This window comes from Ruegeria sp. CI1 (assembly GCF_056536925.1).
The window spans coordinates 59,120-75,954 of sequence record NZ_JBQFQP010000013.1; the positions used below are offsets into that span (position 1 = coordinate 59,120).

General features: G+C 54.5%; 10 protein-coding genes and 1 pseudogene. All 11 read right to left on the bottom strand.

What is annotated here, in order from left to right:
* Nucleotides 1-48: 48 nt before the first annotated feature.
* The 11 genes and pseudogenes from tagH to tssF all read right to left on the bottom strand — a co-directional run bounded on the left by tagH (nt 49) and on the right by tssF (nt 16,832).
* Nucleotides 49-1,473, bottom strand: a complete 1,425-nt coding sequence (gene tagH / locus ACR0LZ_RS15810) for a type VI secretion system-associated FHA domain protein TagH (protein ID WP_480750797.1) — start codon at nt 1,471-1,473, stop codon at nt 49-51.
* Nucleotides 1,474-1,482: 9 nt separating this feature from the next.
* Nucleotides 1,483-1,788, bottom strand: coding sequence for a PAAR domain-containing protein (locus ACR0LZ_RS15815; RefSeq protein ID WP_480750798.1), 306 nt, complete (start codon nt 1,786-1,788; stop codon nt 1,483-1,485).
* A gap of 2 nt (nt 1,789-1,790) precedes the next feature.
* Nucleotides 1,791-2,384, bottom strand: a complete 594-nt coding sequence (locus ACR0LZ_RS15820) for a DUF6931 family protein (RefSeq protein ID WP_480750799.1) — start codon at nt 2,382-2,384, stop codon at nt 1,791-1,793.
* An 11-nt stretch (nt 2,385-2,395) separates the two neighbouring features.
* Nucleotides 2,396-4,498 (bottom strand): type VI secretion system Vgr family protein, encoded by a 2,103-nt coding sequence (locus tag ACR0LZ_RS15825; protein ID WP_480750800.1) that lies wholly within the window; start codon nt 4,496-4,498, stop codon nt 2,396-2,398.
* Between the two features lie 50 nt (nt 4,499-4,548).
* Nucleotides 4,549-7,944 carry a type VI secretion system contractile sheath domain-containing protein gene (locus tag ACR0LZ_RS15830; RefSeq protein ID WP_480750862.1) on the bottom strand — a complete coding sequence of 1,132 codons (3,396 nt, stop codon included), beginning with the start codon at nt 7,942-7,944 and terminating at the stop codon, nt 4,549-4,551.
* A gap of 594 nt (nt 7,945-8,538) precedes the next feature.
* Nucleotides 8,539-9,015, bottom strand: a pseudogene (gene tssB, locus ACR0LZ_RS15835) (type VI secretion system contractile sheath small subunit); the annotation flags it as partial.
* Complete coding sequence (locus ACR0LZ_RS15840) at nt 9,008-9,862, bottom strand: ion transporter (protein WP_480750801.1); 855 nt, start codon at nt 9,860-9,862, stop codon at nt 9,008-9,010. The pseudogene tssB and the gene ACR0LZ_RS15840, both read right to left, overlap by 8 nt.
* Nucleotides 9,863-9,921: 59 nt before the next feature.
* On the bottom strand, nt 9,922-11,157 hold the full coding sequence (locus ACR0LZ_RS15845) for a hypothetical protein (RefSeq protein WP_480750802.1): 1,236 nt from the start codon (nt 11,155-11,157) through the stop codon (nt 9,922-9,924).
* 78 nt (nt 11,158-11,235) lie between these two features.
* On the bottom strand, nt 11,236-13,941 hold the full coding sequence (tssH, locus tag ACR0LZ_RS15850) for a type VI secretion system ATPase TssH (protein WP_480750803.1): 2,706 nt from the start codon (nt 13,939-13,941) through the stop codon (nt 11,236-11,238).
* Between the two features lie 30 nt (nt 13,942-13,971).
* Nucleotides 13,972-14,994 carry a type VI secretion system baseplate subunit TssG gene (tssG, locus tag ACR0LZ_RS15855; RefSeq protein WP_480750804.1) on the bottom strand — a complete coding sequence of 341 codons (1,023 nt, stop codon included), beginning with the start codon at nt 14,992-14,994 and terminating at the stop codon, nt 13,972-13,974.
* Nucleotides 14,958-16,832, bottom strand: a complete 1,875-nt coding sequence (tssF, locus tag ACR0LZ_RS15860; protein ID WP_480750805.1) for a type VI secretion system baseplate subunit TssF — start codon at nt 16,830-16,832, stop codon at nt 14,958-14,960. The genes tssG and tssF overlap by 37 nt, the downstream gene beginning before the upstream one ends.
* Nucleotides 16,833-16,835 lie beyond the last annotated feature (3 nt).

The following is a 16,835-nucleotide window of genomic DNA, read 5'->3' on the forward strand; positions in this document are numbered from 1 at the left end:
ACCCAGTCCTCCCTCAATTCTCATCGCCGCCAATTTCACATTGCGACGTTACTTCAGTTTTTCCAACTGCTCCTTGTAGGCGCGCGCAAACTCGCGGCTGAACAGGTCGTGGAACTCGTTTTCGGCCTGATCCGAAATTTCTTCAAATATGTTCTCGTAGGCTTCCCAATAGCGCGCTTTCTTTCCCTTAAAGAGACTGCCAAGCGCACCAGAGCTTTCGATCTTGCCCGCAACTTCATCGGGGCTGAGTTTGGCCAGGACACCCTTGAGGGCGGCCTCCATCCCCGTGACCATCGCGACTTCGTGCGCCTTGATATCGTTCAAAGCTTGTTCAGTCGCCTCTTCCGAGCCCAGATAACCACGCGCGCGCGGCTTTATCATCGCTTCGATGGCCTGTTCGGGGCTGATCGAGAATTTCAACGGATTGTTACCGCCTGCGCTTATCATGGTCTGATCAATGCGGAATTCGCTTTTGATCGAAGTGCGGGTCATCAGAATTTCCCGCAGACCGGTGATCATCGCCCGCAGAACACGCCCCATCCGCCCCATTGTGGCAGGAAGATCGGCATCATCGATCCGTAAGTCCTCGACCTCCAACGCTTCCAAAAAGGCGCGTGCCGAGGAATGATCGCCTGGCTGTTCAGATCTCTGCGGCGGAGGTGGCGCAACCGTTCCTTGCGAAGATTCCACAGCCGGGGTCGGTCGTGGCGTTGGCCCCGAAGTCTTTTCAGGTGATGGGGGTTCCTTGAATGGATCACTTGACGGTGCCTGCGCCGAACCCGAAGGCGACAGTAAATCTTCTTCCCAGTCCTCCGGGATGAAATTTGCACTGGCCGTCGGAGAGGGAAACGCATCCTGCGCCGATGGGTTGTGCGCCGCATCGCTTGCGCCTTGACCGGCATGCGGATCTTCTGGCTTGCCAAAGAACGGGTCATCATCGTCCAACGGTGGTAGCAGTTCATCCATCGGATCATTGCGTTCAAGCTGCGAATGGCCTTTTGGCGCATCCCCCGAGCCCAAGAGATCATCCAGAAAATCACCCTCGGGTCCCGCATCATCGAGTAGAGCCAAAGGATCGGGCGCATTTTGCGCCTGTCCGTGGCTCACATTGCCCTGATCCATTGGTGCAGGAATGGCATCTTCGAGCGATCCCTTTTCGGCACCTATCTCGACTACCATTTCATAGTTCCCGGCGATCAGCACATCGCCATTGTTCAACGGCGTCGGCGTACGCCCCAGCGGAAGCTTGGAGTAGTTCAAGAAAGTTCCGTTCGTACTCAGATCGACAACTACAACGTTACCGTTGTGATCTTCGACCACGAAATGGTTCTTGGAAAGCATCCTGTCCGGGTCCGGCAAAACCAGATCGTTTGTTTCGGCACGCCCAACGGTCAAAGACCCGCCTCGCATCGCGACCGGGCGACCATCACCGGGTACGGCTCCGGTCGACTGAAACTTAAGCGTGACAAACATGCTTTGAGATCAACCTCCTACCAAAACTGTAAATTCACCTTTTACGATCATGCCGCCACACGCGACATTATCCATGACGCGTGCTGCAGGCAGTTTTCCGATAAGCACAGTGGCGGAACCTTTGATGATCGGATGGGGCGCAGCCGGTGTTGCCAGATCGGTCAGCCGTGCTGCCGGCAATTTCCCCACCAAAACCGTTGTCATGCAGGGTGGGAGGATCGGCATCGGTGCAGGAACCGGTGACGGCGGTGCCGGTGGCGGTGCCAGAAGCACACAAGGATGCAGATCTGTCACTCTGGCTTGCGGGAAACCCATGATCAGCCCTCCTTTGCTCCTATTTTACCGTTTCCGCCCTTGGCGATATTGACTGCGCGGTCGATAAGCAACTGCAGATACGACTCAAAATCGTCTTTGTGGTGTTCCAGCGCCACGAGGTTCATCGCAAAGGTCAGAACCTCACCCGCACCCGGAGGGGCCGCATGTTCCGCCAACTCGCCTGGCCCCAAGGTTCCGTCGGCATAAACCACAGCTTGCGCGCATTTGACCGTTTCATCGTCCAATTCGGCGGTATCCACCGCAAGCGCAGCTTTTGCGCGGTTTTCGGGGGAAGGGCGAAACACCCACTCTTCCGCTGCGGCAAGTGACGGCGTATTGTGGTCGGGCGCCGGGCCGATAACGTCGCGTGCCGCCAGACAGGCCCACCAAATTCGTTCGCGCGGTGGCAAAATAACGGACATCAGCCTCAGAATATCGACCGGGGCGTTTTTTTCTTCCAACTCAGCCAAGACAACATCCGGCATCGAACTAGCCGGCGCCGAAAGTTTGGTGGCCAGCTTTGCATTTGCGCCAGCCAAAGCTCGCGCAGCCGGTTGCTGTGGCACCTTGGTCATGTTTTGCCATTTTGCGGTCATGATCAAAGTCCTCAGTTGATCATCGTGAGACCACCTTTGAGGGTCAGCATCCCGCTGCCGTCGACGGTGGTCATCGGGCTTTTCACGTCAGTTTTTGCCGTGCCTTCCACTGTGATCATCATGCCCTTCACCGTAACACCGGTTTGGTCGAGTTTCACCGACGATGAGCCAACTTTCAACTCGATCGACTGCGCGGCAGTCATCGTGATCTTGCCAGCACTGGCATCGACCGTGATATTCCCCAAACTCACCGTGGTGCTCTTGTCGCCCTGTTTGATCGTCTCGGAATGATCGCCGGTGACTGTGCGAGTCGACTGTCCTTCGATTGTCTCTGTCTGGTCGGTCTTGATCGTAACGGTCTGGCTACCGGTACTGATGTCAAAGGTCTGGTCACCCTTTTCTATCGTAAAGGTATGGTTGCCTTCTTTGATAGTCTCTGTGACGTGATTGAAAACTGTCTGGGTAAGATCGCCCGCGTCTTTTTTCTCCATGCCAATGGTGATCGTGGCGTTGTTCTTGATGATCTGTTCATAGTCTTTTTCTGACTGAAAACGGACCAGTTCGGCGTCTTTCTTGTCTTCAAACATCAACTCGTTGAAACCGTCTCCGCCCTTTGACGAGTTGGTCTTGATACCCGATTGTGTCGCGTTTGCCGGGTAGTCGTAGGGCGTCGGCGTTTCGGCATTGTAAAGCATTCCTGTACAGATTGGCCGGTCCGGGTCGCCCTCTTCGAACTGGATCACGACTTCCTGCCCGATACGCGGCACATGCACCATTCCCCAGTTCTTTCCCGACCACGGAGTTACCACACGAACCCAACAGGTGGTGTTCTCGTTTTTTTTCCCATCGCGGTCCCAATGGAACTGAACTTTGATACGTCCATGTTCGTCGGTGTAGATTTCCTCCCCCGAAGGTCCGGTCACGATCGCAGTATGCAGCCCGCTGATCTGGGGCCAAGGCGTCACCAGCGGGGTTCGAAAGGGTTCGGCTTTCGGAATCGCATGAAAATCGTTGGAATACAATTCCTTGGCGTCCTTTGGGAAAGGAAAGGCGTCTTTTTCAATATCCTTGCGCTCGGCGTCGGCAGTGTAGTTTCCAGGTGCCTGCATGTAATGCGCGGCGCTGATGACAAGATAGTCGGTGGCTGTATCCTTGATCTTGAGGTTATCGGTATTTTCAATTTGAAATGTTCCACCCACCGCCATAGTCCGCACGGTGGAAGCCCCCTTCCATTTAGCAAATCTTGCGGCTTCGGCCTCCATGCGAATGCGCGCGCGCGATGTGCCCAGGCTTGTGTCGCGCCGATAATGACCGGGATAGTCGTAGTTCTCCTTAGTTTTGAAGCTATGTATGCCTTTGGCAATGTTGCTCGCAACTGTCAGGTCTGCGGTGGGCGTTTCCATATCGAAATCCCTCAACGTCACAGCCCCACTCGTGATGTGCTGATTGCTGGTCATCTCGAATACATGATCACCCCGGCGCGCGGAACTTGCATCGCGGTCGAAGAATTCCGGGCTTGGTGTTTCGGGAAGGGCGGAATGCGCACCCGAGCCATCGGCAAAAACCAGCGTCTCGCCGACTCCATCGGAATCAGCATGGTCGAAGAAGTAATAGATCCCCTCCTCTTCCATCAAACGGCAGATGAAATCGTAATCCGTTTCCCGGTATTGAACACAGTATTCCCGCTCGCCATAGGTTTCCGACGTCGAATTGCGGGTGCGCGATATTCCGTGATCATTTAGAATTTCGTCGATGATGGCAGGCGCGGTCATGTTCTGGAAGATCTTGGAGTTCCTGCGGCGCGTAAGAAGCCAAAGCTTCGGCCTGAGCTCCAGATCGATCAAAACGCCTCCGCTTGAGATGTCTACGACCTTGGCACCAACGACCATGCCGCTGAACAATCTTTCATTACCTTCACTGGTCTCGAGGTGAATAGTCATTAACTTGCCGAGAAACTCTTCGAGTTTGACGTCGAATTTGGCCCAGACAACCTCTATTCGGGTTTCGGTCAGCTGGCTCATGCCATCCGTGACAACGGCACGGCGAATTTCGCAATCCTCCTGGGCGAAATCCCCGGTGACCCACAGCAGTTTTTCATCGCGGGTATTGGCCATCTCATCTCCTTTCCCGGAAAGCCGGCAAGGGTCTCCGGGTCATCACGGTTCTACAGGTCTTCCAAAAGTGCCGCCAGTTCGGCGTCAATATCATCACTATCACCATCATCTGCCGCATCGTCCGAGAACCCTGCCAGGAGGTCATCGAGATTGCCTAGAGGATCATCATCTGGCGGTACTTCATCCTGATCCTGAGGAACTATCTCCTGCGGCGCGGGCGCCACCGGTTTTGGCGGCGACGGGTCCGAAAGCGGCATACCTGACCACGGCCCCAGGATTTCCCGCCCGGCCACCGAGTTAAATGAACCAAGCCGGATTTCGTCACGGCCCTTGATCGACACAATCGGCATGTATCCACGCGCGATGGTATGTTCATGTTTCGGCAACGTCAGATTGCGTTCAGTGCATGGAAGTGCAACCTGATCTCCGTACCGGTCATTGACGAAATGATATGGCATTCCGCCGAGAGTCATGACCTGCCCCAGACCCATAGACGGACCGTTTTGTTTGAACGAACGCGCCAGAAGGATCAAAACCAACACCGCCGGGTTTGCCCAGAGCATTCCTTTAAGCCCCTCGGACATGGTGAATTCTTCGAAATCGAACTCGTAGATAGGTTCGGACTTCGCACCATATGGCCGCCGCAGCAAAAAGCGCGGCGATGCGAGACCCAGATGACCTGCCTCTGGCATTGCACGCAAAGTGTCCCAGGCTTGCGCCACCAGTGGATGGCGATCCTTGGCATCCACATCAAGATATCCCGGCGTCATGGCACCGAAGAACGGGGCATCCACATGGGCTGCCACGCGCGCTATGCGGGCCAGGATTTCTGCGTGAGGCGGAGTTTCTTCGAAAGTGTATAGGCCAATCAGGGCCGAAAATCCGCCACGGCCATTTTCTTCGTCCAATGGGTCCTCGGTCAGAAGACGCACAAAACCGGTTTTTGACAGATCATCTTCGGCGGCGAGGTCTGCCGCGATTTCATCGGCAGAAACGTCGTACAGCATGACTTCGAGCGTATCATCGGTTTCAACGCTGCGGGCAATCAGGTCCAACGACCGCCACTGTGCTTCGAGGGACTGGAATTCAGGATGGTGCAGCACCAAGCGCATAGCCGCACTCAGAGCTTCATCCACCGCTTTCTGCATTGCGGCCGCATCTGGGTCAGGCAGTTTTCTGATATGCGGGCCGACGATCCGGGCCAACAGTTCATCCAACGGCGAAGCCTGGGCCAATTGGCCAGATATGTCGCCAATCAGTTCTTGAAAATCGCTCAGCTTCCGGTCTGCACGGACCGTGTTGCCGCTCGAACTTTTTCGGGGCGGCACAACCTCCTGACCGAACTGCTCACCCCAAGTGATCAACTGACGCGAAGCGTGTTCTGCCGTCGCTCCGGATGACAACTGTCGTTTCAGGTTCGCCAAACCCTCGAACAACTCAACCTTTTCGAACAATTCATCGGGGTGCAGGTCGTCAAGTTCGTTCAGCCGAACTTCAATCCCGGCCCCATCCTTGCCGATCGGCAATACGAGGCTGGTGGCAAATCCTGCTATCACATCCTCGACCGTATCCGGATCCAGCAGGATCGGTTTGCGATTGGCAAGGGTATCCCCGGTTTCTAAAGTACCGCGTGCCGAGCGGCCCGAAAAATCACCAAAAAGCGCGATGCGAAAGCGCCTACGGTTCAGTTTCCCCGTGTCCGGACGTTCTGCATTCAACACACCAAAAGTGAACTCTGGATCAGAACTCATTAGCACGGCTTGGTTGGCGGTATCTGGCTGAGCACCCGATGCCTCGACATCCATCTCGCCAAGCAGGTCATCCAGATCCGAAACCCTAACATCACCCTCGTCGATCTCGGCAAGCACGTCATCAATATCCACAGGTTCGTCGTTTTCCAAAGCCGATAACAAAGCATCAAGATCGTCGTCTGCGGAACCTGATAGCGCATCGTATTCTTCGTCGAATACCGGTGGCAAGTCACCCGGATCATCGAATTCGTCCAGAGTGTCTTCTTCATCCGAGATATCAATATCAGACAACAGGTCGCTCGAGTCCAGATCGTCGCCTTCGCCAACTTCACGGACCTCCAGTTCGTTCAACAAAGCATCTTCATCGGCAGGGTCTGGTGGTGTGTCTGCTGCTTCGACCACTTCGCCCAGATCGGTCAAATCGTCCAGAAGACTATCCAGATCAGTGTCGACTTCCGAACCATCATGTTGATCAAATTCTACCAAAGTGTTTTCGTGGTCTTCGGGATCAGCTACGCCTGTTTCGTAGTTCGGTTCGTTATCGCCTGGATCATTGAGCAGATCGTCAAGTTCAGACTGCGCTTCCCTGGCCGTATTTTCGTTTTCATCGATCGCCAGATCACGCAACAGATCATCCACCAATGCATCTGTTTCAATGGATTGATCGGCATCGAACGGATCATACAACAAGTCCTCGCGACCGGAAGCGTCTTTCATATCCGATTGTTCGGGTATGAGGTTCAAGTCGTCTGACCTATCGCCAAGTGCCTCTTCCGCAGTCTCTTCAACCGGAGTTTCAGGCTCATCCAAAACATCTTCCAAATTTGGGTTTTCCATCAATTCTTGCGTCGACGGTGATTCAACCAGATCTGCCAGAAGACCTTCCAGGTCATCAGTAGGATCAGGATCGTGTTTGGACTCGGATAAGGAAGACAGCGTGTCGTCAGATTTTTCTTCGTCTACTGAGTTTGGTTCCAGCTCCGATAGTGACGTGAAAATATCGTCGCTTCCATCATTTGGGATCTCTTCAATTTCAGATATTGAAGACAAGACATCTGCAACGGATGTTTCTGGGTCTTCCTGTTCGGGATCATCGCTCAAGAGGTCTTCAAGAATGCCCTCGTAGCTGTCTTCTTCTTGCTCGTCTCCGGCTGTGGAAAGGGCCGCCAAGGCTTCCGCGGCTGACGTATCCCCGATTTCATCCTCTGGTGTAGACTTGGACAGATCCCCCAGTATGTCAGTAAGATCATTGTCATCTATTCGAGAATCAAATTCAGGCACCGACGACAGGACATCCGCTACAGCCGTGTTCTCGTCTGCCAACTCTGGTGTGTCGCTCGCCAAGTCATCGAGAATATCATCAAACGTTTCTGTATCGGGCGCCTCTTCAAGCGCCGGCAAGGAAGACAGGGCTTTGGCCGCCGACGTATCCTCGACATCCATTTCCGCTTCGCCTATCGCCAACCCGCTCAGAATGTCACCTGCATCATTGCCATCGCCAGAACTGGCAACCTCAGGCAAGGAGTACAGGGCATTTTCTACAGTCGAATCTTCGGGATCAGTTTCGGACGGTTCCGTCGCCAGACCGGACAAAACGGAATCAAATCCAGCATCGTCGGGAATGTCTTCTATTTCGGGAATTGACGATAGAACATCGGCGACCGTGGTATCGTGTTCTTCTACCGCGGGTCTCATACCGGCCAAGCCGGTAAGTACATCGGCAGTATCATCGGCTTCGGAAAACTCATCCGCATTCGACAGGGAGGCAAGGGTTTCAGCGACGGAAGTATCATTGTCTTCGACGTCAGAAGGTTCGGTCGCCAATCCTGCCAGAACCGCGGCAGATTCATTTTGGGCTTCAGGTTCATTAATTTCGGGCAGCGAGGACAGCACATCGGCTAAGGATGTATCTTGTTTTCCTTCGATCGGGGCAGATGCCGCGAGGTTTCCCAATACCTCGACGGTATCGTCTTCCTCTACCTTCTCTCCAACCGCGGCCAAAGATGACAAGGCATCAGTGGCCGATGTGTCCACCTCCTCTTTTTCGGGTGCAGCGTCGGCCAGATTGGCAAGTACATCAGAAGAGCTGTCTTCCTCAGGTTTCTCCTCCGTGTTTGGCAAGGACGAAAGAGCGTCGGCAACAGAAGTGTCTTCGGGGACATCCGGCCTATCGATTGTTTTGAGCCCCTCAAGGGCCTGCGTTTGTTGATCTTCCTCGGGCGCTTCCGAGGGCTCGGACGAGCGCAAGGACTCCAATGCGGATTCTTGCAACGCGGAAGACGTATCACTGGATGCCAGTGAGGCCAGCAATGTCGGGTTGGCAAGGATTTTCTCGATCAGGGTTTCGGCCCCGGTCTTGCCATCCATATAGGCCATCAGGTTCGAGAGTTGCGTTCGAGCCTCAAGCAACCCTTTCAAAGGTTCAATTCTGGCCGCAATTTCCGCTGGCGAGAAATCAGCCATCTTCTCGAAAGTCAGGTCAATCGAAAGATCACCTTCTCCGGTCACGCTATTGGGAACTGTAAACGCGACGCGGGGGGCCATCGCTTTCATCCGTTCATCGAAATTGTCGACATCAATCTCCAGGAAATTCCGATCTGATACCGATGGCGGCTCGATCCGTGATTTCCCGCTCAGGTCGCTCATAACCCCCATGACGAACGGCAATTGGACCTTCTTGGAGGACCCATACAGTTCGACGTCATATTCGATCTGAACCCTGGGCGCCCTATTACGGGCAATGAACTTCTGAGAACTGTCAGCCATCCGAGCGACCTTTAAGTTCTGCGACTTCTCGCCTTAATGCACGAAGCTCTTCGTGCATTGCCAGGACGTGCTCATCCACAAGGTCTGTTTCGCTGCGCACGAGTTCGCGTATCTGTTCAAACTCGGCCTCGGCTTCCGCCTCCACCGCAGACTGCATTGTGTTTACCAGAAGACCGATGAACAGATTTAAGACGGAAAAAGCCGTAATGACGATGAACGGGACGAAAAAGGCCCAGGCAAACGGGAACTCCTCCATGACCGGGCGGACAATGCCCATGGACCAGCTTTCCAGGGTCATGATTTGGAAAAGCGAGTAAAGAGACCGGCCCAGTGTCCCGAACCATTCTTCGAAAACTCCACCATACATCAACGTTGCCATTACCCCGAAGACATAGAAAACGATGGAAATCATGACGATGACAGCGCCCATACCGGGCAAAGCATCCAGCAATGCCTGCACCACGGCGCGCATTTGTGGAATTACTGATAGCAAACGAAGGGACCGGATCACCCGAAGCCCCCGCAGCGCGGAGAGGCCGGATCTATCGGGCAGCAGGCCCAGACTGACTACGACCAGATCAAACACGTTCCAGGCGTTGTTGAAGAACCGGAAGCCGTAGGCATAGAACTTAATCAGAAGCTCAATCACAAAAATAGTCAGGACAATCCTGTCGATGACCTTCAGCAGGTCACCGATTTGGCTCATCACTGCATGCGACGTACTCAATCCCAAAGTAACCGCATTGAAAATAATCACGGCCAGAATGGCGTTGGTGACCGACGGCCGCTCGATGAATTCGCGCGCGCGGTCCCGAAGAGTCAGTTCGGATTGGAGCTGATTTTCCATATGTCTGTCTCCTTCCGGTGATCGCGACAAAGTTTCAGGCGCTACCGGTCACCAGCGCATCAGGCTACTGCCGAAGCAACATTGTCGACGAGATCTTTTACATCCCTGATCGCGTCAAAGATGCCTTTTCCTTCTTCCATGATCGTCAGTTTTTCCAGATCCTTGATTTTCTGAATCGTAGTACGATCATCGATTTCCAGGCCATTGCCCATCATCATCTGCTGAATTTCGTCAAGGAACGCCTGTCGCTCGGCCAGCTTCTTGTTCATCGCAGTACCCTGTCGCTTCAATTCCATGCATTTGGCACCGATCTTAACGCCTTCCTTGAGCGTCTTCTGCTCTTTCATCTTTTTCATCAGCTTGTCGGCAGCAGAACCAAGCTTTTCTGACTTCTCCAGTGTCTTGGCCGTGTGATTGCGATATGCGACCCGTGCCTTTTCAACATCGCTGATCAGGCTTTTGACCTTCTTTACCGCAAAGTCCAAAATACTTCTTCCGATGGATTGAATGTCCCTGCCCTTGGTGATTTCCTCGCCTGCCTTTTGTGCGCCCGACAAGGTTTCCTTGATAGCGTTCATTGGATTCGAAAAGTCCTTGGCCATGACGTCGTGCAGGCCCTGTCGTTCCAGCGCCTGCTGAACCGAAGATTCCCGCAGCTTGAGAAATGTCGCCAGCCCCTGTTGCAGATCTCTACGAAGTTTTGCCTCGTTCTTGAGCTGCTGATTTATTTCCACTCCCAGTTTGGCCACTTCGACAATTAGGGTCTTGTACGAAGTCACATCCGCCCCAGCCGTCGCCACCAGCTTGGCAACCGCTCCCGAAATTTTGATCACGCCCAAGGTGGTTTTCACCGTGGTCTTGATCCGGGTTTCCTTGAGCAGCCCCTTGAGATGTTTGTCCTTCTTGACCTCCGCTGCGACGGCCTTTTGCGCCGCGGGTTCCGCGCCCGCCAAAGCATTCCTGATGCTTAAGTTGGTCTCGCGGATCATTTCTTCGGCTAGCTTAAGGTTCGTTTTCGACGGTTGTTGCATCAACCCGTCGATTTTCTTGTCCAGCCGGACTGCTTCCTCCTTGATAACCTTTTCGTATTCCAGCATCACCTCTTCGGCGACGTCCTTGTACCGGTTCATCGACGTGCTGGGCACTTCGGAGGGCTTTTTGATCTTGTTGGTTCGGGTAATTTCAATCACGACATCGGCGCGGTACACCGGGATTTCGATATGATTCAGCTTCGGTTTGTTCCGAACCAGATCAACTATCGGCAGTTTCGCAGTCGTGACAGTTGATTTGGACATTCATTTCATCTCCCTGTAGCCATCTTATCCGAATGGAATCTTGCGCCCGCGTTTTCCGTCGGAGCGCGCCATTCCAACTTAGTCAAACCGATAGGTGAACTCGCCGTCAGTGAGATCGATCACAACACTGGCGACTTCCTTTCCTTCCATCATCCGTCGCAAGAATTCGATGGAAATGTCGGGCAGCATGGTGTTGGTCACGATCGCATCAATCATTCGTCCGCCGCTGTCGAGTTCCTGACATCGGTTGACGATCTCTTCGACGACCGCAGCGGTGTATTCAAAGGGCACACCATGTGCCTCCTGCACCCGTTTCTTGATCCGACCCAGTTGCAACTTGGTTATCTCGCCCAACATGTCCGGACTCAGCGGATAGTATGGGATCGTCACCAGACGACCCAGAAGCGCCGGTGGGAACACTTTCAACATTGGATCGCGCAGCGCCTTTGCCATGCCTTCCGGGTCGGGCATCAGATCGGGATCGGCGCACATATCCATGATCATTTCGGTTCCGACGTTCGATGTCAGGAGAATGAGTGTGTTCTTGAAATCGATCAGGCGGCCTTCGCCATCCTCCATCACACCCTTGTCGAAAACCTGAAAAAAGATCTCATGCACATCCGGATGCGCCTTTTCGACCTCATCAAGCAGCACAACCGAATAGGGTTTGCGCCGAACGGCCTCGGTGAGCACTCCTCCTTCGCCATAACCGACATAACCGGGAGGCGCGCCTTTCAGGGAACTGACGGTATGCGCTTCCTGATACTCGCTCATGTTTATGGTGATAACATTCTGTTCACCACCATACAAAACTTCGGCCAACGCAAGCGCGGTTTCGGTTTTGCCAACGCCACTGGTTCCGGCCAGCATAAAAACACCAATCGGTTTGTTGGGATTGTCGAGTCCGGCACGACTGGTCTGGATACGCTTGGCTATCATCTTCATCGCATGATCCTGGCCGATCACCCGCTGCGCCAACCGCTCTTCCAGGTTCAGGATCGTGTCAATCTCGTCCTTGACCATCCGGCCGACGGGAATACCTGTCCAATCACCCACGACGCTTGCAACAGCCTGATGATCCACAATCGGCAGGATCAATGGAATGCCGCCTTGTACTTCTTCCAGTTCCTTGTTCTTCGCCTTCAGTTCCGCCAGCAACCTGGTGCGGTCTTCTTCGCTCAAGGGACTTTCCACGCCCTCCCCTTCAGCAATCGGAGCGTCAACGGGCGCACCACCCTCACGCAACTTGGCTCGCAGATCAAGGATTTCCTCGACAACCTTTTTTTCACTCTCCCAGCGTTTCGTGAGTTCTGCCAGGCGCGACTGTTCGGCTTCTTTGGCAACCTTTACAGCAGCACGACGGTCAGCCACCTCGTACCCGGCTGTCTCGTCCCGTTCGATGATCTCCAATTCTGTTGTCAGCGCTTCGATCCGGCGTTGGCTATCGTCGACCTCGGCCGGGACAGCGTGCTGAGACACGGCAACCCGTGCGCAGGCGGTGTCCAGCAAGCTCACCGACTTGTCCGGCAATTGCCGCGCAGGGATGTAGCGGGCGGACAAGGTCACTGCCGCTTCTATCCCTTCGTCCAGAACCTGAACGCGATGGTGCTTTTCGAGCATCGAGGTGATGCCTCGCATCATTAGCACCGCCTTTGGTATGTCGGGTTCTTCCACATGAATAACCTGAAACCGACGGGTCAGTGCCGGGTCTTTTTCGATATATTTCTTGTACTCGGCCCAGGTGGTCGCGCCGATTGTGCGCAAAGTGCCCCGCGCCAGCGCCGGTTTCAGCAGGTTCGCAGCGTCACCCGTTCCCGCGGCCCCTCCCGCTCCTACCAGTGTGTGCGTTTCATCCACGAACATTACGATGGGTGTGGGGCTGGCCTGTACTTCATCGATCACTTGCCGCAAACGGTTTTCGAATTCGCCTTTCATGCTGGCCCCGGCCTGCAACAAGCCGACATCAAGAACAAGCAACCGCACATCCTTGAGTGCGGGCGGGACATCGCCGCGCGCGATCCTCAGCGCAAAACCCTCGACCACAGCGGTTTTGCCCACACCGGCCTCACCGGTCAGGATCGGGTTGTTCTGACGCCGCCGCATTAGCACATCGACAATCTGTCGGATTTCCTCGTCGCGGCCGACGATCGGATCGATCTCTCCATTGCGGGCCTGCTCGGTAAGGTCGGTGCAAAACTGTTCCAGCGCCTCGCCCTTACCCAACGCACCGGGTGTCATCGCGCCACTGGCCTCGCCGGGCTCCGCCCCGCCACCGACGTGACTGCCGTCCTGCGCGCCCAATCCCACCTCGGGGGAGCCATCCGTCGCCGACTTGAAGTTGTCAGCCAAATCGTCTGGACCAATCTTACCCATTTCCGGCGACATCGACTTCAGAATATTGCGCAGAGCGGGCGTCTTAAGCATCCCCAAAAACAGATAGCCCGTACGAACCTTGCTGTCGGAATAGAGTAGTGATCCCCATACCCAGCCGCGTTCCATCGCGTCCATCAAGTGGTCCGAGAGATCCGAAATCGATGATGCCCCACGCGGCAACGTATCCAGTGACCTGGTCAATTCAGAGGCAATTTTACCCGGATCAAGATTGTAGTGCTGAATGATCCGATGGATATCACTATCCTGAGTATTCAAAATCTGATGCAACCAATGCTGAACTTCGACATAAGGATTGCCCCGCATCTTGCAGAATACGGTAGCCCCCTCGATCGCCTGATACCCCAGCTTGTTCAGTTTCCCGAAAAGCGCTACTCGGCTAATTTCTGTCATTTCGAGTTCCCTCCATGCCGTTCTGCATGATTATGCATCTTTGAAATTCGGATAGAGGACCAGATCCTCGGCATCCGGTTTTGCTTCTTCTGTCTCGTCGCGCGTGCGCAACCAGCTGGTGTGCCCAAGCCGGGTCGAACCGCGTAGTGACGCACGTGGAATTTCATCCCCTGCCAACACCAGATTGACATCCCAATCCAGCGTGTCTCCGACATAGGTCCTTACAATGGCCTGAAGACGTTTTTGCGAGATCCCGCCAGGCAGCAAGCGCTGATAGTCTTCGTAGGACAAAGGGCCCAATTTAATGCGAAACTTGGACGCTCTCGACCAGACGCGGTTTCCGATACTGGTCGATTGCCCCAACCCGGCAGCCGCACCCAAGCGCCACGTGTCATCCGGCTCCAACTCAAGCCACGACCCAACGAATTGCTGCACGGAAACGGGAACATGAAAGAAGGCCGATAGGATAGAAACCAGACCCTCTACCGTTTTCGTACCTGACGCAAGGTGCCCCGCAAAGTACCGCCGCGCATGGTCAGGCATTGCATCCCGATCTTGCATCCTGGCACCCTTGAAGCCGGCAAGTGCCGCAACTCGTTGCTCGAACGGGTCTTTGGCCCGGTCAAAATTAGGGGCTGGCTGCCCACTGGTCCAGGCTCGGTACACCAGACTCATAAGCCGATGTGTCAGCATATCCGCAAATGCAGTCAGAGTCGGATCACGATGATTTCGCAGCCGATCCCGAGCAAATTCGGTCAGATGCAGAGGCAGAGGACCATGGGGCCCAAAGAACCCGAACCAAAGGTTGCCCAACTGGGCAGGCGTTCCGTCCTTTCCTGGAGTAAAGCGGGTCACAGTGGTTGGGGCAAAAGCCAGGCTTGCATCCTGCCTTAAACGTACTTTGTCCTCGCTTGGGCGGCGGGATTCACCAAGGCGCGGCGCCTCCATGTAGTGAGCTTCTATGATCCGCAATGCCTGAAAAACGTGATGTTTTTCAGGGTCAGCAGCCAGTCGGCTCAGATGATCCGGCCTAGGCCGGTCGCCGGTCTCCATCTGGCAATCTCTCCCCGTCGTTCCGTCTTTAGCACCGTTTCGGTGAAGCTGTTTATCGTTGTGTATTTTCGGAAAAACCTCTCGAGCACAGCGCCAAGAACATAGACGCTTGTGCCTTCAAAGAAGTCGTCATCGAACGTGATGGTGATCTCCAACCCACGAACCGCCGTCGACAAAACCTCGTCGCTCATTCTGCGCACAATCGGTCGGCTGGCCACGGAAAGGATGCCCTCCAGTTGCTTTTCGATAACGCGGTCACCAAGCGGTGCATAAATTCCAAGCAACTCACGCAATGCGCCTACGCCGCTTTCGCCCTCTCCAGCAATTGACAGATAGTTCAGGCTCAGGTGACTGATCAGTTTCCAGGTGGCATCCCCCTGAGCCAAAGTCGCGTGTGGTCGTGTCGGTGTGACCGGTGTTCGAATGGCCTTGATGGGTCCTCCTTCAGGAAGTTGAAAGACGCCTCCGTCACCGTTGCTCAGCAGCATAGGCAAATCCCGGTTCGAACAGATGGCTTCGATAGCCAACTGATTGAGATCCGGGGAATAAGGCGCCTGCATGCGATCCACGAGGCTCAGATAAACTTCGGACCCTAGATATGTCGTCCTTACTCCACGCAATCGTTCTTTTTCGTTCCTCTGACGCATCCTGCGCGTAATGGTGTAATAAGCGCTATGGCTGTCACCGGCCGCCGTCAGATCAGTAGCGGAATAGAAAGGCCGAAAATCAAGGTCGCCCTGGTCGTCACTGCGAATGCCTCGTACAGCTTCGATCGATATGACTTCATAGTCCAAACCGGCAGTTCGACTAGGAACAACATGGAATTCGGTGTCCTTCGATGTCACTTGGATTCGGTCGCAACGTCGGCGGAACAAGTTTATTGCGGGTACTGCATTCAACGTAAACGCCGAGGGTTTGACGGCCGGCGCGACGTCACTCATTCCTTCCCCAAGAAGGACATAAACGTCGACATCACTGCTTTCCGACTGTTTCAGCGCGGGCTGCAGTCCTTTGAGTTCGACAAACAAAAACCGTTCAGGCATTGCAAAATATTCCTGCAACAAACGATAGCCGTCGAAAGAGCGGCGAGGAGTGGGGAGCAACGCTTCGTCCCGCTCAAATCCACGGGGTTCCACCTCTCCGCCCGACAACCGCAACGTCCAGTCGGCGCGGCGGTTGGTGGATCTGCCTGTCAATCCCTCGCACTGAGTGCACAACAGTTCATGAAGGCGCCAAGCCTGACCGCTTTGCTTGTTCAGGTGCAGCACCAGGGAATCCATCGTCAACTCGGAAATCGGTTTGTTATCCGTCCGCTTGAACCTTAATCGGATCGCTGCACGGGCGTTTGCGTTTTGCGTAACACCGGCTGCAACGAGTTCGCCGCGACCGTCAATATATTCCGCTTCTGTGATTTCAATTGGCCACAAGGTCAACTTGGATGCGGTTCGAAACTCGCAGGGCGTCTGCTCGCCCTCCATCAATCGGCTGCGGATAGCCGAACCGCGCGGCAAAGTGAAACCTTCCATCAGCGCCGCGTTGTCCACATCTGGTACGAACTCTGCCACCATCATGGATGGAGTCGGGGCCAAATAGTGGGGATATACAATTTCCAGAAGATTACTGGTGAAAACCGGGAACTGCAGGTCCAGCGCCAACTGAACCCGAGCGGCAAGAAACGCACTGCCCTCCAAAAGCCGCTCGACATAAGGATCGAGAACCTCCAATCCTTCCATGCCCAGTCTGGCTGCAATCTTTGGATAGGCCTCGGCAAATTCCGCGCCCATCTCGCGCAGGAAAGCCAACTCGTTCTCGTAGTGTTTGAGAAGCCGTGTGTCCATTTC